This is a genomic window from Shewanella rhizosphaerae (assembly GCF_019457655.1).
Classification (GTDB): domain Bacteria; phylum Pseudomonadota; class Gammaproteobacteria; order Enterobacterales; family Shewanellaceae; genus Shewanella; species Shewanella loihica.
The window spans coordinates 2,053,870-2,075,441 of the sequence record NZ_CP080420.1; the positions used below are offsets into that span (position 1 = coordinate 2,053,870).

11 protein-coding genes and 3 tRNA genes are annotated in these 21,572 nt (G+C 50.9%); 11 read left to right on the plus strand and 3 right to left on the minus strand.

The window, feature by feature from the left end:
* Positions 1–206 precede the first annotated feature (206 nt).
* The 7 genes from K0I63_RS09240 (at position 207) to K0I63_RS09270 (ending at position 14,005) form a co-directional block, all read left to right on the plus strand.
* On the plus strand, positions 207–2,255 hold the full coding sequence (locus tag K0I63_RS09240) for a DUF1302 domain-containing protein (protein WP_220045042.1): 2,049 nt from the start codon (positions 207–209) through the stop codon (positions 2,253–2,255).
* An 18-nt stretch (positions 2,256–2,273) separates the two neighbouring features.
* A complete protein-coding gene (locus K0I63_RS09245; RefSeq protein ID WP_011865604.1) occupies positions 2,274–3,638 on the plus strand; it encodes a DUF1329 domain-containing protein in 1,365 nt (454 codons plus the stop codon).
* Positions 3,639–3,785: 147 nt separating this feature from the next.
* Complete coding sequence (locus tag K0I63_RS09250) at positions 3,786–4,799, plus strand: WD40/YVTN/BNR-like repeat-containing protein (protein ID WP_220083223.1); 1,014 nt, start codon at positions 3,786–3,788, stop codon at positions 4,797–4,799.
* A gap of 12 nt (positions 4,800–4,811) precedes the next feature.
* Positions 4,812–7,115, plus strand: coding sequence for an efflux RND transporter permease subunit (locus tag K0I63_RS09255; RefSeq protein WP_220083224.1), 2,304 nt, complete (start codon positions 4,812–4,814; stop codon positions 7,113–7,115).
* 264 nt (positions 7,116–7,379) lie between these two features.
* On the plus strand, positions 7,380–12,224 hold the full coding sequence (locus K0I63_RS09260; RefSeq protein WP_220083225.1) for an NAD-glutamate dehydrogenase: 4,845 nt from the start codon (positions 7,380–7,382) through the stop codon (positions 12,222–12,224).
* Between the two features lie 62 nt (positions 12,225–12,286).
* Positions 12,287–13,312, plus strand: a complete 1,026-nt coding sequence (gene pyrD / locus K0I63_RS09265) for a quinone-dependent dihydroorotate dehydrogenase (protein ID WP_220083226.1) — start codon at positions 12,287–12,289, stop codon at positions 13,310–13,312.
* A gap of 159 nt (positions 13,313–13,471) precedes the next feature.
* Positions 13,472–14,005, plus strand: a complete 534-nt coding sequence (locus K0I63_RS09270) for a cell division protein ZapC (protein ID WP_220083227.1) — start codon at positions 13,472–13,474, stop codon at positions 14,003–14,005.
* Between the two features lie 715 nt (positions 14,006–14,720).
* Here K0I63_RS09270 and K0I63_RS09275 read toward each other — a convergent pair.
* The 3 genes from K0I63_RS09275 to K0I63_RS09285 all read right to left on the minus strand — a co-directional run bounded on the left by K0I63_RS09275 (position 14,721) and on the right by K0I63_RS09285 (position 15,044).
* A tRNA-Met gene (locus K0I63_RS09275) sits at positions 14,721–14,797 on the minus strand.
* Between the two features lie 46 nt (positions 14,798–14,843).
* A tRNA-Met gene (locus tag K0I63_RS09280) sits at positions 14,844–14,920 on the minus strand.
* Positions 14,921–14,967: 47 nt separating this feature from the next.
* Positions 14,968–15,044, minus strand: a tRNA-Met gene (locus tag K0I63_RS09285).
* Between the two features lie 270 nt (positions 15,045–15,314).
* On the opposite strand from K0I63_RS09285, the gene rlmKL reads away from it, so the two are divergent.
* The 4 genes from rlmKL to K0I63_RS09305 are packed head-to-tail and all read left to right on the plus strand — an operon-like array spanning position 15,315 to position 21,478.
* Entirely contained in the window at positions 15,315–17,450 is a 2,136-nt protein-coding gene (gene rlmKL / locus K0I63_RS09290; protein ID WP_220083228.1) for a bifunctional 23S rRNA (guanine(2069)-N(7))-methyltransferase RlmK/23S rRNA (guanine(2445)-N(2))-methyltransferase RlmL, read from the plus strand.
* Positions 17,443–17,679: a glutaredoxin family protein gene (locus tag K0I63_RS09295; RefSeq protein ID WP_144199065.1), complete on the plus strand. Its 237-nt coding sequence runs from the start codon at positions 17,443–17,445 to the stop codon at positions 17,677–17,679. The genes rlmKL and K0I63_RS09295 overlap by 8 nt, the downstream gene beginning before the upstream one ends.
* Before the next feature lies 1 nt (position 17,680).
* The gene (locus K0I63_RS09300; protein WP_220083229.1) at positions 17,681–19,600 is read left to right on the plus strand and encodes an ABC transporter ATP-binding protein; all 1,920 of its coding nucleotides are present in this window, start codon (positions 17,681–17,683) and stop codon (positions 19,598–19,600) included.
* A 24-nt stretch (positions 19,601–19,624) separates the two neighbouring features.
* Positions 19,625–21,478: a DUF3466 family protein gene (locus tag K0I63_RS09305; RefSeq protein ID WP_220083230.1), complete on the plus strand. Its 1,854-nt coding sequence runs from the start codon at positions 19,625–19,627 to the stop codon at positions 21,476–21,478.
* Positions 21,479–21,572 lie beyond the last annotated feature (94 nt).

A 21,572-nucleotide genomic window follows, 5' to 3' on the forward strand; every position in this document is an offset into this window, starting at 1 on the left:
ACGACTTGTTAGAATAGATTTAAATCGTGTGTTTGAATTTACGTAAGCCCTTTAGCTTAAGTGCACAAATCTCAAGGTAATTTTCTGTTTTTTCGCCTTGCTCATCACCCCCAAATGCTGTAACAATGGTGTTACCTGTACGCTAACAAGATGTTGGCCACCATTCCTATAACAAAGAATCCAGCAGGTTACGGAGAAGAGCTAAAATGAAAAACGTTAAAAATGGCTTTAACAAGTCAGCGCTAGCTTTGGGGATCGTCGCAGCGTTGAGTATTGGAGCGACTACGGGTGTGCAAGCCGTGTCGTTCGATTGGGGAGAAGTTCAAGGTTCGTTCGATTCAACATTCAGTGCCGGTGCAAGTTGGCGTGTTGAGGAGCGAGACTGGGATAATCAGATCGGTAAGGTGAATCACCCGCGCTTTGACTGGTCAAACTATACCGCATTCGGTAACACCAAATATACTTCGGCCGAGATTTGGGCTCAGCCGGGTTCCTACTCGAGTAATGGTGACTTGAGTAACATGCTCTACTCTCAGGGTGACGTAACCTCTATGGTGTTCAAGGGATTGCATGAACTGTCACTCAAATATAAGAATTTCGGTCTGTTTGCCCGTGGCATGTATTTCTACGATCAGAAGGCCAACAACGGCAGCTATGGTTATAGCGATCCGATAACTGGCAAAGAGTATGACCCTTGTGCCGACTCCGAAGCTTCTAAGGTACAGTGTAAAGATGTGCGCCTGTTAGATGCCTTCATCTATGGCGATTTCGATCTTAACGATGGTGCCAACCCACTTAGCGTTCGTATCGGTAACCAGGTGGTCTCTTGGGGTGAAAGCACCCTGATCCCGCATGGTATTGGTGTGATCAACCCAGTCGATCTTAACATTCTCAATGCGCCAGGCGCCGAGCTTAAAGAAGCCTTCAGACCTCAGGGGATGATCTGGGCGTCATTGGGTGTGACCGAATCGCTCTCGGTTGAAGCCTTCTATCAGTACGATTGGGAACCGGTTTGGGTGCCGACTCCGGGCTCTTACTTCTCAACCAATGATTTCGCCGGCTACGGCGGCTATTCGCAAAATGCGCAGCTGGGCTTCAACGCTAACCCGGATATCAATCTCGACTTCCTGATTGGCGAGTATCAGAAGCTGGCGGCCATGGTGGCATCGGGTCAATATGATGCGGCAACACTGGGTTCATTGGCTCTGGCTTATCCGACTAAGGTGACCCTGATGCAAGATCAGGCGAGCGCCAGCGACTCGGGCCAGTACGGTATCAAGCTAGGGTACTATGCACCTGAGCTGGGCGAGACTGAGTTTGGTTTCTACTACATGAACTACCATAGTCGTCGCCCGCTGATCAGCGGCACCGCGGCTAACTTTACCCAGGAAGCGATTGGTAAAGACTTAGCGACCCTAGCAGCCCTTGGGGCAACCGGTGGTACGGTCGATCGTCAGACACTGCTGGGTCTAGAGACCTTCTCTAAGGCACAGATCGAATACCCAGAAGATATCAAGCTCTATGGCTTTAGTTTCAACACCCTGATTGGCGACACTTCTGTGGCCGGTGAGATAGCTCACCGTCAAGATGAGCCGCTACAGATTGACGACGTGGAACTCCTGTTTGCCGCCATGCCACAGCAGCTGGCCAATGCGGGATTGCGTCCAGAGTTTGATGGCATCTCTCAGGTGAAGGGAATTGGTTCTGGTGAAGCGGCCGAAGGTTATATCCGCCGTGATACGACTCAGGCACAGGTGACCTTCACCCATCTATTTGGTCCAACTCTGGGTACCGATAACCTAGTCATGCTGGCCGAGGTTGGTGGTGTGTGGATCCACGACATGCCAAGCTTTGATGAGCTGCGTCTCAATGGCCCAGGTACTGCGCGCTCTGGCGGCAACCCAAATATGCCTGGCATCATAGAGGCTGTTCACAATGGTCCTGAGACTAACCCTTTCCCAACAGATTTTGCCTGGGGTTATCGTCTGGTGGCCAAGGCCGAATACAACAACCTGTTTGCCGGGGTCAACATGGCGCCGCGCATCATCTTCTCACATGATGTTGACGGGATCACACCCGATCCTATGTTCCTGTTCACCGAAGGTAAGAAGTCCGTCGCTATCGGCGTGAATTTCGATTATCAGAGTCGTTGGGGCGCAGATTTCTCCTACAACTCCTTCTTCGGTGGTGTCGGCACCACGAATCTGATGTCAGATCGCGATTACGTGTCGTTTAACATCAAGTATTCAATCTAATTCACAAGGACAATAAGAATGAAAAAACTAACACTATTGTCGGCAGCTGTGATCGTCGCACTAACCGCGCCAACAGCCTTTGCAAAAGTATCAGAGGCCGAGGCGGCCAAGCTTGGCACCGAACTTACGCCGCTCGGCGGTGAAAAGGCGGGTAACGCAGATGGCTCTATTCCTGCCTGGGATGGCGGCATCACCAAACCTGTTGCGGGTTACGAGAAGGGGATGCATCATCCAGATCCTTTCCCTGGCGATAAGATTGAATTTACCATCACCAATGCTAACAAGGCGCAGTACAAGGATAACCTGACAGAAGGCCAGCTCAAGCTGTTCGATCTTTATCCTGATACCTTCAAGATGAATGTTTATCAGACACGCCGCACCGCCTCTGTGCCGCAGTTTGTCTACGATGCGACTAAGGCCAACGCTTCGCGCGCAGAATTGGTGGCCGATGGTAACGGTATCTCCGGCGCCTCAATTGGCGTGCCTTTCCCCATCCCACAAAATGGTCTCGAGGCTATTTGGAACCACGTGCTGCGTTTCCGTGGCGTAGATGTGGAAACCGCCCGTAGCCAGGCGGCGCCTACAGCATCTGGTAGCTACACCCTGGTGGAAACCGCCGAAGAGATCCGATTCGAGTACTCTCGTCCCGAGATGACCCTGGATAAACTAAAAGAGTCGAACACCCTGTTCTACTTTAAGCAGGTGGTGACACAGCCGGCGCGTCTGGCGGGTACCGCACTGTTGGTGAAGGAGACCATGGATCAAGAGGCGCTACCGCGTCAGGCCTGGACCTATAACACAGGGCAGCGCCGTGTGCGCAAGGCGCCAAACGTCGCCTTCGATACTCCGGGTACTGTGTCTGATGGTCTGCGCACCACAGACGATTTCGATATGTTCAACGGCTCGCCAGTGCGTTACAACTGGGAACTGCTAGGCAAGAAAGAGATCTACATTCCATACAACGACTACAAGCTGCACTCAGATAAGCTCAAGTATGAGCAGATCTTGAAACCTGGCCACATCAACCCAGATTATGTGCGTTGGGAGAAACATCGCGTATGGGTGGTCAAGGCTCAGCTAAAGGAAGGGATGCGTCATATCTACAAGACTCGCGTCTTCTACCTGGATGAGGATTCTTGGCAAGTGTCTATGGCGGACATGTACGACAACCGCGATGAGCTTTATCGCGTAGCTGTGGCGCACGCCATTAACTACTACGAAGTGCCGACTCACTGGACCACACTCGAAGTGATCCACGATCTACAATCTCGTCGTTACCTGGCCATGGGTCTGGACAACGAGGGTCGTATGTATAACTTCGACGCCAAGTTGAGCGAAGCGAACTTTACCCCAGCGGCATTGAGACGCGCTGGTATTCGTTAAGCGCTTATACCTAGGCTTATATTTAAGTATTTAAGTATTTAAGTATTTAAGTATTTAAGCCTAGGTACTTGTGTATTAAGGACTCATTCTTTAAAGAGTTAGCGTAGAGGGGCCTGTTGGCCCCTCATTTCACGAAAGGAAGTTTGTATGTGGTTTAGCATGCTTCGGCTTGTCGCTTTATCTTCACTCTGTTTTGTCACTCTCGGCGGGGCCCAAGCGGCAACCGAGGTGACAGGCTCCGATATTCAGCCGCTGGCGACGCACTCCTTGGTATTGGATATTGCCAAGCAGGGCGAGACCATGATTGCCGTAGGCGATCGCGGTCATCTATTCCGTTTCACCGATGGCTGGCAGCAGGTGAGTTCACCGAGCCGTGCCTTGCTGACCAAGGCGACCCTATTAACGCCTGAGCTTGGCTGGGCTGTGGGCCATGATGCCACCATCTTGCATACCCAAGACGGCGGTAACAGCTGGGTAGAGCAGATGCGCTCTCCTGAAATTGAAAAGCCGTTTTTGGATGTGCTCTTTTTCGATGCCGAGCATGGTATCGCCATTGGCGCCTATGGTCTCTTCTACCGCACCCAGGATGGCGGTAAGCAGTGGCAGCAAGAGTTTCACACCGAACTTTTATATGAAGAAGATCAGGCGTATCTGGATGAGTTAAAGGCGGAAGATGAAAGCCTTTACTTGAAAGAGCGCAGCACCTTACTGCCGCACTTTAATCGCGTGGTGCGCCTGGCCGATGATCGCCTCTTGATGGTGGGCGAACTCGGTTTAGCGGCCCAGTCACAAGATAAGGGCCTCACCTGGCAGCGCATCGATTTTCCCTACGAGGGCTCGCTGTTTAACATCTTAGTGGCTAAACAGGGGATCTATGTGCTCGGGCTTCGCGGTCACCTGTTTAAGAGTGAAGGGGATCTCGAGCAGTGGCAAGAGATTGAGCTGACCACTAAATCGACCCTCAACGGTGGACTAGTGCTAAGTGACGACAAGGTCAGGCTGGTCGGCAACGGCGGCGTGGTGATCGACGTGGCCAGCGATGATAGCGTGACTATGGTGACGCAGCGTCAGGGGGAAAACCTGGTGGCCATCGGTCAGGATAAGACGGGTACACTGTGGATTGCCGGTACCAAAGGCTTAGTTGCATTACAACAAAAATAATAAGGCCCAGGCATGTTAGATAAATTAGTTAATGGATTAGAATCCTTCCTGTTTCGGCAACGGGCCTATGTGATATTCGCCTTCTTGCTGGCAACCCTGTTTCTTGGCTTCCAGGCCAGCCATCTGAAGATGGATGCGGCGTTCGTTAAGAACATTCCGCTCAATCATAGCTATATGCAGACCTACCTGAAGCATCAGAAGCAGTTTGGTGGCGCCAACAGCATCATGGTGGCGGTAGAAGACAGCAGTGGCAACATCTTCAACCCCAACTTCTTCGATACCCTAAAACAGGTACACGATCAGCTGTTCTTCATCCCAGGCGTCGATCGCGCCCAGGTGAAGTCGCTCTATTCTCCATCGACCCGCTTTACCGAGGTGGTGGAAGATGGTTTTGCCGGCGGCCCAGTGATCCCGGCGGATTTCTCGACTACCCCTGCCGGGCTTGAGGTGGTGCGTAGCAACATAGAGAAGGCGGGTATCGTCGGGCGTCTCATCGCCGAAGATTATTCGGCGGCCATGGTGACAGCTCAGTTGATGGACTTCGATCCTCAGACTGGCGAGCCACTCGATACCCTAGCCTTTGCCAGTCAGCTCGAGAAGGAGCTGCGCGGCCAGTATGAAAATGACAAGATAAAGATTCATATTATTGGCTTTGCCAAGATGGCCGGCGATGTGGCCGAGGGGGCCAAGGGCGTGGTGCTCTTCTTCGCCATCGCCATTTTAGTAACTGCCGTGATGGTGTATCTCTTCTCCCACTCGGTCAAGCTGACCCTGCTGCCGCTGGTGTGTAGCCTGGTAGCTGTGGTTTGGCAGCTGGGTCTGCTTACTGTGGTTGGCTTTGGTCTCGACCCTATGTCGATTCTCATTCCCTTCCTGGTATTTGCCATCGGGGTGAGTCACGGGGTGCAGATGATCAACGCCGTCAGGCGCCGTGTGGGTGAGGGGGAAACCACTAAGGCCGCTGCCGCGCTGGCATTTCGTAGCCTGCTGATCCCCGGCGGGGTGGCACTGCTCTCAGATACCGTAGGCTTCATGACACTACTGGCCATCGATATCGGTATCATTCGCGAGCTGGCGATCTCGGCCTCTTTGGGTGTGGCGGTGATCATCCTGACCAACCTGGTGCTACTGCCACTGCTGATCTCCTTTACCGAGGTCAAGGCGCTGCCGACTAAGTCTAACGGTAAGGTGGATGCGCTCTGGCGTAAGCTCTCTAATTTCGCGACGCCCAAGTATGCGATTATCGTGTTGCTGGCCACCGTCGCCCTTTATGGTGTGGGCCTGCAGCAGGCGAGTAAGATGAAGATTGGTGACCTGCAGGGCGGCGCACCGGCGCTGCATTTTGACAGCCGCTACAATCAGGACACCTTCTATATTACCGATCACTTCTCTATTACCACAGATGTGATGACGGTGATTGTCGAGGCGTTTCCTGAGGCCTGTACCTATCATGATGTGCTGACCCAGATAGATGAGTTTGAGTGGTTGGTGGCTAATACTCCGGGGGTTGAGTCGACCGCGAGTCTTGCCTCTATCGCCAAGCGGGTCAACGCAGGGTTTAACGAGGGTAACCCTAAGTGGCAGGTGTTGCCTCGCACCACGGCGAGTCTGGTCCAGGCGGTAGGGCAGATCCCGACCACCTCGGGCCTACTGGATGGTAACTGCTCTGTGATGCCTGTGTATCTGTTCCTTAAAGATCATAAGGCGGAGACCATCGAGCAGGTGATCGACAAGGTCAAGACACTGTCGGCCAAGATGGACAGCGATAAGCTCAAGTTTAAGCTGGCTTCAGGCCCGGTTGGTGTGATGGCGGCGACCAACGAGGCGGTGGCCGAGGCGCAACTGCCTATGATGCTCTATGTTTATGGCGCTGTGTTTGTGCTCTGTCTGATCAGCTTCAGATCGATTCGCGCGACCGTGGCGGTGATCCTGCCGCTCTATGTGGTATCGACCCTGGCGCAGGCGCTGATGACTCAGCTCGATATCGGTCTGGCGGTGAGTACACTGCCGGTGATCGCGCTCGGTGTGGGCATAGGCGTGGATTATGGTATCTACATCTTGTCGACCATGGCGGTCAAACTCAGAGACGGCATGCCGGTGCAAACTGCTTATCATCAGGCCCTTATCGAGCGGGGCAGCGCGGTGATCTTCACCGGCCTGACACTGGCGATTGGCGTGAGCACCTGGTTCTTCTCTGCACTTAAGTTCCAAATGGACATGGGGATCCTGTTAACTTTCATGTTTTTAGTGAATATGTTGGGTGCAATAATTATTTTGCCTGCGATAGGCGCGGTTTTCTGGCGTAAGCCGCGATAGTGAACTGAAAGAGAGAGCATTAGCTCTCTCTTTTTTTGCATAGTTACGCTCACTTTACGATTGTTTTTTCATCATGCACATCAATATGGCCGCAAAACCCCGGGGGATGAGGATCTACCACTAAAATAGTTCTCGAAAATTGCCACATTTAGTAATAAACTTCGCGCTATGACTTAGGTCACATAATTAGATTTGGCCTGTCATATGCTCAAGCATCCATAAAATTACAAAAACGCTGCCATAGACCCTAAAGGAAACAGCAACATGGCCTTGAAAGATGCAATGCCTTCAGTACTACTCGAGAACGTAGTCAGCCTAATTCATTCGAAAGTTCCCAATACACAAGCCAAGCAAGTTGAACAGTTCGCAACTTGTATTTATGCCCACATGTCGAAAGATGACTTGCAACACCGCAATGACAGTGATCTTTACGGCGCCGTCCTCAGCCTTTGGAATGCCGCGAACAAGACGCCTGTTGGCGAGACCCATATTCGCGTGTTTAACCCGAGTCAATCTAAGCATGGTTGGAAATCATCCCACTCAATTATCGAGGTGATTCAACCGGATATGCCTTTCCTTGTTGACTCTGTAGGCATGGCGCTTAACCGCATGGGCATCACCACTCACATGATGCTGCACACGCCATTGACCGTGAAGCGTGACCAAGGCGTGATCACAGGTGTTAGCTACAACGATGACAAGGATGAGAGCAACGACAAGGTTGCCGTATTCCTGATCGAAGTCGACAGACTGAGCAGCGACGCCGATATCAAGAGCCTGGAAAAAGAGATTCAATCTGTATTGGGTGACGTGGCTGCTTCGGTCAACGACTGGCAGGCGATGTCGAACAAGCTGAGCGAGACCATCGCCGAGCTGCCTAGCCGTCCATTCCCGGGTGAGAAGCGTGAGCTGGATGAGGCCATCAACTTCCTGACCTATCTGAACAATCACCATTTCACCCTGCTGGGTTACCGCCGTTACGACCTGCACAAAGTCGAGGGCGATCTCGAGCTGCTGCCGGCTAACGAGACCAGCCTGGGTTTGATGAATGTACCGGGTAAGCCTAAGAGTTCTAAGGGACTCATGCTTTCCAGTCTGTCAGATACCGCACGTAAAGAAGCACTCGACAGCAGTCTGCTTATCCTGACCAAGAGCACTGAGAAGAGCCGCGTTCACCGCCCAGCCTATGTCGACTATATCGGCATCAAACGTTTCGACGAGCAGGGTAATGTTATTGGTGAAGACAGATTCATCGGTCTGTACGCCTCAAACCTGTACAACCGTAGCCCACGTGAGATCCCGCTGCTGGCAGAGAAGATCCAGCGCGTACTGGACGATTCTGGCCTGACGCCGCATTCTCACGACTACAAGGCTTTGATGCACATTCTGGAAACCTTGCCGCGTGACGAGATCGTTCAGGCTCGGGAATCTGAACTGGCCAGCATGGCTCATGGCGTACTCGAGATGCAAGATCGCGACAAACTCAAGCTGTTTGTGCGCAAGGATGGCTTTGGTCGTTTCCTCTCTTGCCTGGTTTACGTCTCTAAAGACAGATACAACACTAAGCTGCGTGAAGATACTCAACGTATTCTGGCACAGCACTTCAACACTAAAGAAGATGTTGAATTTACAACTTATTTCTCTGAGTCTACGCTCGCGCGTACTCACTATATAGTCAAAGTCGATAATAATATTACGGATGTAGATGTGGCTGCCATCGAAAACAATCTAATTGAAGCTGCGCGTTCATGGGAAGACAAGTTAAACACAGCGCTGATCACTGCCCAAGGCGAAGAGTCTGGCAACCGTTTGGTCAAACGTTATGTGAATGCGTTCCCTCGCAGCTACAAAGAAGATGTATTGCCTAGCTCTGCCGTGGTGGATATCGAACACTTAGAAGCGCTGGATGACGATCATAAGCTTGGCATGCTCTTCTATCAGCCACAGGAAACCGCGCTTAAAGACAACAAGGTGCGCCTGAAACTCTTCCATAAAGATGAGCCAATCCATCTGTCTGATGTATTGCCTATGCTGGAAAACTTCGGCCTGCGCGTGATCAACGAGCGTCCATATGAAGTGATGACCGCCGATGGTTCTACCTTCTGGATCCTAGACTTCTTGATGACGGTACAAGGCGCGGCGGTTGATAACCTGGCCGACAGCCAAGATAGATTCCAGACAGCCCTGTCACAGGTATGGCGTAAAGAGCTTGAAGATGACGGCTTTAACCGTCTGGTATTGGCGACGGGTCTGTCTGGCCGCGAAGTGTCGGTGCTGCGTGCCTATGCTAAGTATATGCGTCAGATCGATGCCACCTTCAGCCAGGCTTACATCGAAGAGACCTTTAGCAGCTATCCACAGATCGCCGATCTGCTGGTGAAGATGTTTATCCGTAAGTTCAACCCTAAGCTGAAGACTCGTACTCTGGCTAAGTTTGTTGAACAGATCGATATGCGTCTGGAAGATGTGTCTAGCCTGGATGACGACCGTATCATTCGTCGTTACCTGGATCTGATCAACGCCACACTGCGTACCAACTTCTACCAGGTGCTGCCAGACGGTAACAACAAGCCATATGTGTCATTCAAGTTCTCGCCTGAAGAGATCCCTGAGATGCCACGTCCGCTGCCTAAGTTTGAGATCTTCGTCTACTCACCAAGGGTAGAGGGTGTTCACCTGCGTGGTGGCAAGGTTGCCCGTGGTGGTCTGCGCTGGTCTGACCGTCGTGAAGACTTCCGTACCGAGGTACTGGGTCTCGTGAAAGCACAGCAGGTGAAGAACACAGTTATCGTACCTGTGGGCGCCAAGGGTGGCTTCGTCTGTAAGCAACTGCCGACCGAAGGTGGCCGCGATGCCTTCTTCACTGAAGGCCAAGAGTGTTACCGCCTGTTTATCCGCGGTCTGCTGGATATCTCTGACAACATCGTTGAAGGCGAAATCGTGCCACCGGCAAACGTGGTTCGTCACGATGAAGACGACCCATATTTGGTTGTTGCGGCCGACAAAGGTACCGCGACCTTCTCTGATATCGCTAACGCTATCTCTGAAGAGTATGGTTTCTGGCTAGGCGACGCCTTCGCATCGGGTGGTAGTAACGGTTACGACCATAAGAAGATGGGTATCACGGCGCGCGGCGCGTGGGAATCGGTTAAGCGTCACTTCCGCGAAATCGGCGTTGACTGTCAGACCACAGATTTCACCTGTTTGGCGATCGGTGATATGGCCGGTGACGTATTCGGTAACGGTATGCTGCTTTCTGAGCACACACGTCTGGTGACGGCATTTAACCATATGCATATCTTCATCGACCCGAATCCGGATGCGGCTAGCAGCTATAAAGAGCGTGCGCGTCTGTTCGAGATGCCGCGTTCAAGCTGGGAAGATTACAATAAAGATTTGATCTCTAAGGGCGGTGGAATATTCCTGCGCTCGGCCAAGTCAATCACACTGACGCCAGAAATGAAGAAGATGCTGGACACCAAGAAAGCATCTATGACACCAAACGAGCTGCTTAAAGAGCTGCTGAAGATGAAGGTGGATCTGATCTGGAACGGTGGTATCGGTACCTACATCAAGGCGACCAGCGAGACGCACGCCGAAGTGGGCGACCGCGCCAACGACGCACTGCGCGTCAATGGTAACGAGGTTCAGGCTCGCATCATAGGTGAGGGTGGCAACCTAGGTTGTACCCAGTTAGGTCGTATCGAATATGCCGCTAACGGTGGCCGCATGAACACCGACTTCGTGGATAACGTGGGTGGTGTGGATTGTTCGGACAACGAAGTTAACATCAAGATCTTGCTGAACGCCATGGTGGCCGAAGGTGAGATGACGGTGAAACAGCGTAACCGTCTGCTGGTTGAGATGACTGACGAAGTCAGCCGCATCGTACTGCAAGACTGTAAGGATCAGACCCGTACCATCTCTGTGACTCAGGTGCGCGGCGCCGAGCAGTTGAAAGAGCAGATCCGCTTCATCCATTACCTGGAGAAGGAAGACAAGCTAGACAGAGCACTCGAGTTCCTACCGAGTGATGATGAGTTAGCAGAGCGTTTAGCGAACGGTAAGTCACTGACTCGCCCTGAGCTTTCGGTACTGGTGGCCTACGCCAAGATGGTATTGAAAGAGCAACTGCTCACGCCGGAAATTACCGACGATTCTTTCCTGAGTCAGCTGCTTATCGAATATTTCCCTCGTCAGCTACAGGAGAAGTACAGCGAGCGTATGGTTACCCATCCGCTGCGCGCCGAAATCATTGCCACCTCTTTGGCCAACGAGTTGGTTAACGACATGGGCTTGAATTTCGTTCAGCGTATGCAAGATGAGACAGGTGCCTCAGTCGCCGAAGCCGCAATCTGCTACACTATGGCTCGTGAAGTATTTGGTTTAGCTGAATTAACTAAATCGATCACGGCGCTAAACGGTGTGGTACCTGCTGTGGTTCAGGGTGAGATGCTGCATCAGTTGCGTCGTAATCTACGCCGCGCGTGTCGTTGGTTCTTACGTCATCGTAACCGTAACCAAAGCATCGAGCAGGTTGTGGCCTTCTTTAGCCCAGTGTTCCAGGAACTTCGTCAGAACGTTCATCAGTATCTGGTGGAAGATGAAGTTAACGGCATCCGCGCCGAGATTGCAGCGCTGGTGAAAGAAGGAGTACCAGAGCAGGTGGCGACCGATGTCGTCAACATGAGCACGCTCTTCTCTGCACTGGACATCTCACAAATTGCCGAGCTGGAAGACAAGCCTGTGGCCTTGGTTGCCGAGACCTACTACAAGTTAGGTGCTCGTATCGACCTGCACTGGTTCCTCGAGCAGATCAGTGCCCAGCCTGTGGCTAACCACTGGCAGGCGCTGGCGAGAGCGGCATTTAGGGAAGAACTCGATTGGCAGCAACGTTCACTGAGTTCAGTGGTGTTACGTACCTGCCCATCGGTTTGCGAAGCTGACGCCATTATCGATCAGTGGGTCGAATCCAATCAGGGCTTATTGGAGAGATGGTTCCACATGCTTGCAGACTTTAAGACCTCGCAGACCCACGAGTTTGCGAAGTTCTCAGTCGCCCTACGTGAGCTGAATCTGTTGATCCTTCATTGCGAAGGTCAATCGTAAAAAATAAAAATTAGTCATGAGCCCTGGCAATCGCCGGGGCTTTTTTCGGTCTAGGAGAATGCATGTTTTACAAAATCGCACAGAAAGTGATGTTTCAGATGGATCCAGAGAAGGCCCATAACCTTGCTATAGGCAGTCTGAAGTCAACTGCGAATTCGCCATTAAACTGCTTTTATGCACAGAAGCTGCAAGCGGCCCCTGTCGAGTTTATGGGATTGACCTTTCCTAATCCTGTTGGCTTGGCTGCCGGTATGGACAAGGACGGTGAATGTATCGATGCGTTCCACGCCATGGGATTTGGACATGTAGAAGTGGGTACGGTAACGCCGCGTCCACAGCCTGGTAATGATCAGCCGCGCCTGTTTCGTTTAAAGCCGGCTAAGGCGATTATCAATCGCATGGGCTTTAACAATAAGGGTGTCGATAATCTGGTCGCTAACCTGAAGGCAGCCAAGTCTGGGGCCATGGTTGGGGTGAATATCGGTAAGAACAAGGATACGCCGGTAGAGCAGGGCAAAGAGGATTACCTCATCTGTATGGATAAGGTTTATCCTTATGCAGCCTATATTGCGGTCAATATCTCATCGCCAAACACACCAGGCCTGCGCAGTTTGCAGTATGGCGATCTGCTTGATGATCTATTGGGATCACTAAAAGCTAAGCAAAAAGATCTTGCCGAGCGTCATGGAAAGTATGTGCCGATCGCGCTGAAAATTGCGCCGGATCTTGAGCCTGAGGAGATTGAGAAGATTGCCGAGTCGCTCATTCGTAACGAGTTCGATGGTGCTATCGCCACCAACACCACATTAACGCGCGACGGTGTCAGCGGCTTGGTGAATTCTAATGAAGCCGGTGGATTAAGCGGTAAGCCATTGAATTCATTGTCAACAAAAGTGATAAAGCAATTAGCTGATTGCTTGAAAGGTCAGGTGCCCATCATAGGGGTTGGTGGTATTAACAGTGCTGCCGATGCGCTCGATAAACTCGATGCGGGTGCAACCATGGTACAAATTTATTCTGGTTTTATTTATCGCGGACCAGAATTAATTAAAGAGATCGTCGATGCTTATCGCGTACAAAGTAAATAAGATCTTATTTTAGATCTTAAAACGATCGCGCGATCTTATTTAGATCGCGTTTGATCGTGATAACGTGTTGTAATCTATATCATATTTATAATATTTTTTTTGATATTGGATGAAATATCATCTATTATCGAGCTGTATTAAAGTATATAGGTACACGTTATGTTATTAATGCCACAAAGGGATTGGCAATGGATATATAACGATTCGTATGGGGTTTTAAGCGTTTCGTTAGGTTCGGATATGGAATTTCTGACTCCCTATAAAACGAAAGCACTTATTCCTGATGCCCTGGCCACCACGGAATTTAATGTCGAGCACGCCAAATTCTATATAGAGTTTATTGAGCGTATCGGTAAGTCATTAAATATAGCCGACGCGGTAAGGGTACAGCTGGCGCTTAATGCCACGGCGGCCCATTTTCTATTAAAACCTCAGATGCCTAAGTCGTGGTTTTTTGAGACATCTGCCGTCTGTGTATACAGTGAACTGGGCAAGGTGTTTCAATTGAAATGCCAAGGCGAGGTGGTGCAAGTACTAGTGGTCGAGTCTAATATTCAGGCATCCCTGATTATGTTGTTATCGCCTGAATTGCATTTGAGCGACAGTAAGGCGATGCGCCAATTCGACTGCATTAAGGTGATGAACGATAGATTGCATCCGCTAAAGGCCAATCGTCAGATAGCCGCGGCTTAATAACGCTAAATGCGAGAATAGATTCATTGGATGGGGAGCGTCTGCTCCCCATTTTTATGCCTACTGCTTGATCTATTTATTTTATTGCGATGATCAAATCTAAATCGTTTTTTCGATCCATGATGTTTTCTCATCTCTTTTTCTTTATTTTTCTTCTTTCTTTTTCTTCTTTGATTTCCCGTCTTTGATTAAGCTGCTAAGTGCTCATTAAATAGGCACTCTTCATTTCATTCATCTGCACAAAACAATGGAGAGAATGAATGCTCGCTAAGCAATAATGCTTTGTTGTCTATTTTGTGATCACATCTTTAGATTGGAGTATTGGGTAAAGCTCCAAGATTGCTCCATATTGAAGTTTGTGAATAAGGGAGAATAAACACAGCTGTAGTGAATTTGTTGACTTGAATTTCTAGAAAGGCTCTTTAAGCTTGGCGAAGTAGGTTACAAGTCTTTGTTGATTACTGAATGCTGATCATTGATTACTGTGATTACTGTGATTACTGATTGTATAGAGAGTTCAATCTGACGAGTAGTCAAACTGCTTTTTTTCATTGATTAAGTTAGGAAAGAGGGGAATTGTTTACGTAAGAAATTGGTTGCGGGGGCCGGATTTGAACCGTGGACCTTCGCAGCTTGTATAGAGAGTTGAGGCCGACGAGCCGTTTTTCTCTTGGTTAGGGAGCTAATGATAATGGAGAGTTTTTACATAAGAAATTGGTTGCGGGAGCCGGATTTGAACCGACGACCTTCGGGTTATGAGCCCGACGAGCTACCAAACTGCTCCATCCCGCGTCCGTAAGAAACGCTGTAGTTGTTTTGATTCTTGCTACAAAGAAATTGGTTGCGGGAGCCGGATTTGAACCGACGACCTTCGGGTTATGAGCCCGACGAGCTACCAAGCTGCTCCATCCCGCGTCCGTAAGAAACGCTGTAGTTGTTTTGATTCTTGCTACGAAAGAAATTGGTTGCGGGAGCCGGATTTGAACCGACGACCTTCGGGTTATGAGCCCGACGAGCTACCAAGCTGCTCCATCCCGCGTCCGGATGTTTACTCTAACCTCTGTTGAGCCAACAGCTCAGTTGCTGTGTAGTGCTCAGTGCGTCAAAGCGGGGCGAACTATATCGACATGGCGGAGCCAATGCAAGTAACGATTACGAAATTCGGGTCAAGCGTTTATTAATCCGTCAATGTGCTGCCTTATCGATCAAGCCGGGAAATTTTAAACCTTCATTTGGCAGAACTTTTTATCATTTAATCTGAGGACAAGGTATAATGACGGATTGATTTTTGAAGTGTGTCTATCTATCCATGTTGAATTTTTTTGCCGCAGCCCCAAGAGGCTATGAGTACGCCCTGTCGTTGGAACTGGCAGAGCTTGGCGCCGCCGAGATAAAGGAAAGCGTTGCCGGCGTCTATTTCTCTGCGCCCCTTAATCTGGCTTACCGTATAACCCTATGGTCGCGACTCGCTAGCCGTATCATTCTAGTGATCTATAAGGGGCCCTGTGAGAGTCCCGAGCAGCTCTATAATGCGGCCTACTGCATCGACTGGCAGACCCATTTCTCCAATAAGAGCAGCTTCAGCATAGATTTTCATGGTGTGGGTGGCTTTATTAAGAACTCACAGTTTGGCGCGCTTAAGATAAAAGATGCGGTCGTCGACCGTTTTCGTGACGATGGCTGTCCACGTCCCGATGTGGCCCGTGTCGATGCTGACTTTAAGATAGATGCTCATTATCGCCGTGGCCAAATTACCCTGGGGCTTAACTTCTCTGGGCCTGCTCTGCATCAGCGCGGTTATCGCTCCACCACGGGGGAGGCACCGCTAAAGGAAAACCTGGCGGCCAACATGTTGGTACGTAGCGGCTGGCAACAGTCGCCGAAAGATCTACTCGACCCTTTCTGCGGAAGTGGCACCATTTTAATTGAGGCGGCTATGATGGCCTGCGATATCGCACCTGCGTTGCAGCGTCGTCGTTTCGGTTTCGAGCACTGGCTACGCCATCAAGAGGCCGACTGGCAGGAGCTGCTCGCTGAGGCCAAGGCCCGCGCCTCTATCGGTACCAAGCGTTGTGAGATCAAGTTTTATGGATCGGATATCGATTCGCGTCTGGTCGCTTTGGCAAAGCGTAACGCGCAAAACGCTGGTGTTGCAGAGCTTATCGAGTTTTCAGTATCTAACGCCCTCAATGTGACGCCGTCGGTGGAGCAGGGCTATCTGATCACCAACCCGCCTTATGGTGAGCGTCTGGGCAATGTCACTTCGCTGTTGCAGCTCTACTATCAACTGGGTGATAAACTCAAGGCCGAATTTGGTGGCTGGCAGGTAGCTGTGCTCAACAGCGACATCGAACTCCTCTCGGCCCTTAAGCTGAAAGCCGACAAGCAGATGAAGATGTATAACGGCGCGCTTGAGTGTGCCTTTAACCTCTATACGCTGCATGCAAACAGCACCCGTCGTCTCGACCCTAGCCAGGTGTTGAGCCAGGGCGGTGAGGTGAGCGAGGTCGCCACGGCATTTAGTAACCGTATCAAGAAAAATCATAAGCAGCTAAGCAAATGGGCTCAGCGCGAGGGGATAGACAGCTATCGCCTCTACGACGCCGATATTCCCGAGTACAATGTGGCGGTAGATATCTATCTGGATCATGTGGTGATCCAGGAGTATTCGGCGCCTAAGTCGATTCCCGAGGCGGTGACTAAGCGTCGTCTGACCGATGTCTTACTGGTGCTGCCGCAGGCCATCGGCGTCGACCCCGATAAGATTATTCTCAAGACCCGTGAGCGTCAGAAGGGCACCAACCAATATCAGAAGTTGGATGCCACTAAGCTCGAGCTGGTCACCACAGAGTACGGCGCCAAGTTTAAGCTCAACTTGAAGGACTACCTGGATACGGGTCTCTTCTTAGATCACAGATTGACCCGTAAGCTAGTGGGCGAGAAGTCGAAAGACAGAGACGTGCTTAACCTGTTTGCCTATACCGGCAGCGCCTCGGTGCACGCCGCACTGGGCGGAGCCAAGTCGGTGACTACGGTCGATATGTCTAACACCTATCTCAACTGGGCGCAGGACAACTTCGAGTTGAATGGCCTTAAAGGCAAGCAGTATCAGTTTATTCAGGGCGATTGCCTGCAGTGGATAGATGATTGTGACCAGCAGTATGATCTGATCTTCATCGATCCACCGACCTTTTCTAACTCTAAGCGGATGGAAGATTCTTTCGATGTGCAGCGCGACCACGTCAAGCTGTTGAGCGCGCTGGTGAAGCTGCTGCGTCCGGGCGGGGAGATACTGTTCTCCAACAACAAGCGTAAATTTAAGATGGATAGCGAGGCGCTCAGTGCCCTTGGTTTGTCGATCACTAACCTGGATAAGCAGACGCTGCCACTGGATTACAAGCGTAATCCGCATATTCATAATACCTGGTTGATTCAGCATGCCTAAGACCAGCGGCTATATTCTTTTTCATACCGATGCCTGCCACCTGTGTGAGCAGGCCCAGGCGCTTATCACGGCGCTGAATATCGATTTTGTCTTGCAGGATATCTGCGATGACGAGCAACTGGCGCAGCGCTATGGCGTGCGTATCCCAGTGCTGCTGCGTAGGGCCGATGACGCCGAGTTAGGCTGGCCTTTCGACAGCGAGCAGTTGCAACAATTTACAGGAGCATAAATTGAGTCTGGTTCGTATTAATAACGGCTCATTGGCCTATGGCTACACCCCCTTATTGCAAAACGCCGACTTTACCATAGAGCCGGGCGAGCGCGTCTGTATCGTGGGCCGTAATGGCGCCGGTAAATCGAGCCTGATGAAGGTGATTGGCGGTGAGGTGTTACTGGACGATGGCGAGTTTAACATCGCCACAGATGTTAAGGTCAGCCGCCTGCAACAGGACCCACCCAAGGCGGAGCAGGGCACGGTTTACGCCTATATTTCGGCTGGTTTGCAGGAGGTGGGCGAGAAGCTTGAGCGTTATCATCAGCTGTCTCACGATGTTGCCCACGTTGACGCCAAGGAGATGGAGCGCCTGCTTAAGCAGATGGAACGTCTTCAATCGGATCTCGATCATCTCAACGGCTGGCAGCTCGATACCCGCATCAATCAGACCTGTGAACTTCTGGGATTGGACGCCGATGCGAGCCTGGCTAGCCTGTCTGGCGGCTGGCAGCGTAAGGTGGCCCTGGCGCGCGCTTTGGTGAGCGAGCCTGATCTGCTGCTGCTCGACGAGCCGACCAACCACCTGGATATCGACACTATCGAATGGCTGGAAGAGTTTTTGCTTAACTATCGTGGCGCCATCGTCTTTATTAGTCACGACCGCGGCTTCATTCAGCGCATGGCGACCCGTATCGTGGATCTCGACCGGGGTGTGGTGACCTCCTGGCCCGGTGATTACCAGACTTACCTAGACGGCAAGGCAGAATGGCTCAGGGTTGAAGAGGAGAAGAACGCTCAGTTCGATAAGAAGCTGGCCGAAGAGGAGGCCTGGATCCGCCAAGGGATCAAGGCGCGCCGTACCCGTAACGAAGGCCGCGTGCGCGCGCTTAAAGCGCTGCGTATGGAGCGTATGGAGCGTATCAATCGTCAGGGTGGTGCCAAGATGGCCGTGGCCGATACCGAGCGCTCGGGTAAGCTGGTATTTGATATCAAAGATCTCAACTACAACCTGCCAGATAAGAACCTGGTGAAGAATTTCACCACCTCTGTGATGCGCGGCGACCGTATCGCCCTTATTGGCCCTAACGGCTGTGGTAAGTCGACCCTGATCAAGCTGTTGATTGGTCAGCTTGCGCCTCAGTCCGGCGAGGTGAAGGTGGGCACTAAGTTAGAAGTGGCCTATTTTGACCAGTATCGTGAGGCGCTTGATCCGGAAAAAACCGTTGAAGACAACGTAGGTGAAGGCAAGAAGACGGTGACCATCAATGGTCAGGACAGGCATATCTTAAGCTACCTGCAGGACTTTCTGTTTTCACCCATGCGCGCCCGTACGCCTGTGAAGGCACTTTCCGGTGGTGAGAAGAATAGATTGTTGCTGGCGCGTCTGCTGCTAAGGCCAGCAAACCTGATCATTCTCGATGAACCGACAAACGATCTTGATATCGAGACCTTAGAGTTGCTAGAGTCGCTGTTGACCGATTATCAAGGCACCTTGCTATTGGTGAGTCACGATCGTGCCTTTATCGATAACACGGTTACCAGCTCCTGGTGGTTTACCGGTAACGGCGGCTGGAGTGAATATGTCGGCGGTTATCAAGATGCCGTGTCACAGGGGGCAAAATTTTATTCTGAGGAACCAGTTGCCAAGGACGCTGTCCAACCCAAGGTTGCCGAACCTGTTAAGCGCGAAACCAAGGCGGCCGCTAAAGCAGAGAAGAAACTTTCTTATAAATTACAGAGAGAACTCGATGCCTTGCCTGCCAAGATGGAGCAACTCGAAGCTGAGATCGAAAGCTTGCAGGCAGTTATCAATGAGCCCGATTTTTATACTCAAGCACAAGATCTGGTCAGTAGCCGATTAAATGAATTGGCAGAGCTGGAACAGGAATTAGAAGTGTGTTTCGAACGTTGGGAAGAGCTAGAAGCCCTCAAATAGACGATAGAATAATAGGAAAAGTACATGAAGTTGAAGTTTGATAGAGCCATCTCTTTAGTCGCCGCCGGAGTGATCACCGCGCTGCAGACGGCTCACGCTGCACCTGTCTATGAGATCCAGAATATTCAAGACTATGATCTTAATGGTACCTTAGAGTCGACCATCAACGGCTACGGCATGTTTGTTAATCAGCAAGATAAGATGGTGGGGATCTCTAAGGGTAAGAAGAAGCTCGAGGTTGACGACGAGACTGGTGGCGCCATCGATATCGAAGATGGTATTCCGCCTGAGCAACTAGTGTCTTACTCCATTAACGCGCCCATCATTGCTAATAACTTTACCTTTTCCGCCGATGGCAATGGTGCGAGCGGTAGCTGGATCCCAACCTTCGATTCGGTTTTCGGCACTACTCATCCGAAAGATACCGATGAAGACCAGCCGGAGACCATTAACTCGATCAATGCCTATTACTATGGCATTAACAATAATGGGATCAAGGTAGGTACCTATACCGCGCCTGAGCAGAAAACCGAGTTTACCGGCGAGCGCAACGACAGTAACCAAGATCAGGAATATTGGTACTACCGTGAATTTGAGGAGCGTGGCTTCCTCAAGACTGCAGAAGGGACAGATATTGCCTTGGTACCACCTTATACCGTTTACAGTAAAGACGATACCGATGTAGTTGTAGGCGGTGTCTCTGTGGCGGCGGCCATCAATGACAATAACCTGATCACAGGCTATGCGACCACAGAACTGGCCAAGACGAGCCAAACCCGTGTCGATAACTGTATTAGCGGTGAGACCTATCCAATCGATGTCTGTGTGCAGAGGGATCAATATCCAGATAGCAACAATGCGCGCCGTATTCTTTATCAGACACGTGCCTTTGTGTGGCAGTTCGATGGTACGGACGTGACGCCGACCGAGTTACCGCTGGGACTTGAGTCGACTTCAGACAGTGTGTTCACCGCTCAGGGGATTGGTTTGAACAGTGAGGGTGTGATTGCTGGTCGCTCTCATGTATATCGTAACGATAACAAGGATAAGCTGGCGTTCGATGCCGCCTATTGGAAGAAAGATGCTCAAGGTGATTACCAATATCACTGGGTGAAGATGACTAACGATCAGCTGTCATCTGTTGCCTATGACATCAACGACAATGGCATTCTGGTGGGCAGCTACCGCCGCTACATCGAAGGCTACCTGCGTGACAAGTTCTTCTATCTGGATACCAACGCCGAAGATCCAACCTTCGTGACGCCGAATGATTTTTATGAGGTGATGTCTGATCGCAGCTCGCGTCCACGTGATATCAACAACAAAGATCAGGTTGTGGGTTTCGTCGAGGTCACCAGCGAGAAAGAGAAGCCACGTATGAAGGGTGCCTTCCTGTATGATAAGGCGAGTGACGAGTTTAACGTTATCGACGATCTCCTGGTGTGTGAGTCTAAGGGATATGTTAAAGACGATGCCGGCAAGTGGACCCGTAACCAGGTCGAGGTGGTCGATGGTGATGGCAAGACCCTTTACTATGATAGCGAGATCCGTATCGTAGAAGCCAACAGCATTAACGATGATGGCACCATAGTGGGCACCGCCTTCATTCGTAAGCCTTCTTATCAGTATGATGAGAAGGGTAATCTAATAATTGGTGAGAACGGTAAGCCATTATTCTCACTCAATGCCAATGGTCAGCCGGTAACCGCCTATCTGCCACGTATGGTGGTGCTAAAGCCGACCACATCGGGTACGGCCTGTGAAGTGGAAGAGACAGATAACTCGGGCAATGGTAAATATGAGCGTAAAGGCGCCGCCAGTTTTGCCTGGTTGTTCCTGCTGCCATTGGTTTGGTTGAGACGTCGTGTTCAGGCCTAAGGGTTGTTAGAACTTATCGAACTAAAAATCGGGGCCAATGCCCCGATTTTTTATTAATAAGGAACTCATGCGTTTAAAAAATAACCCTATCGAA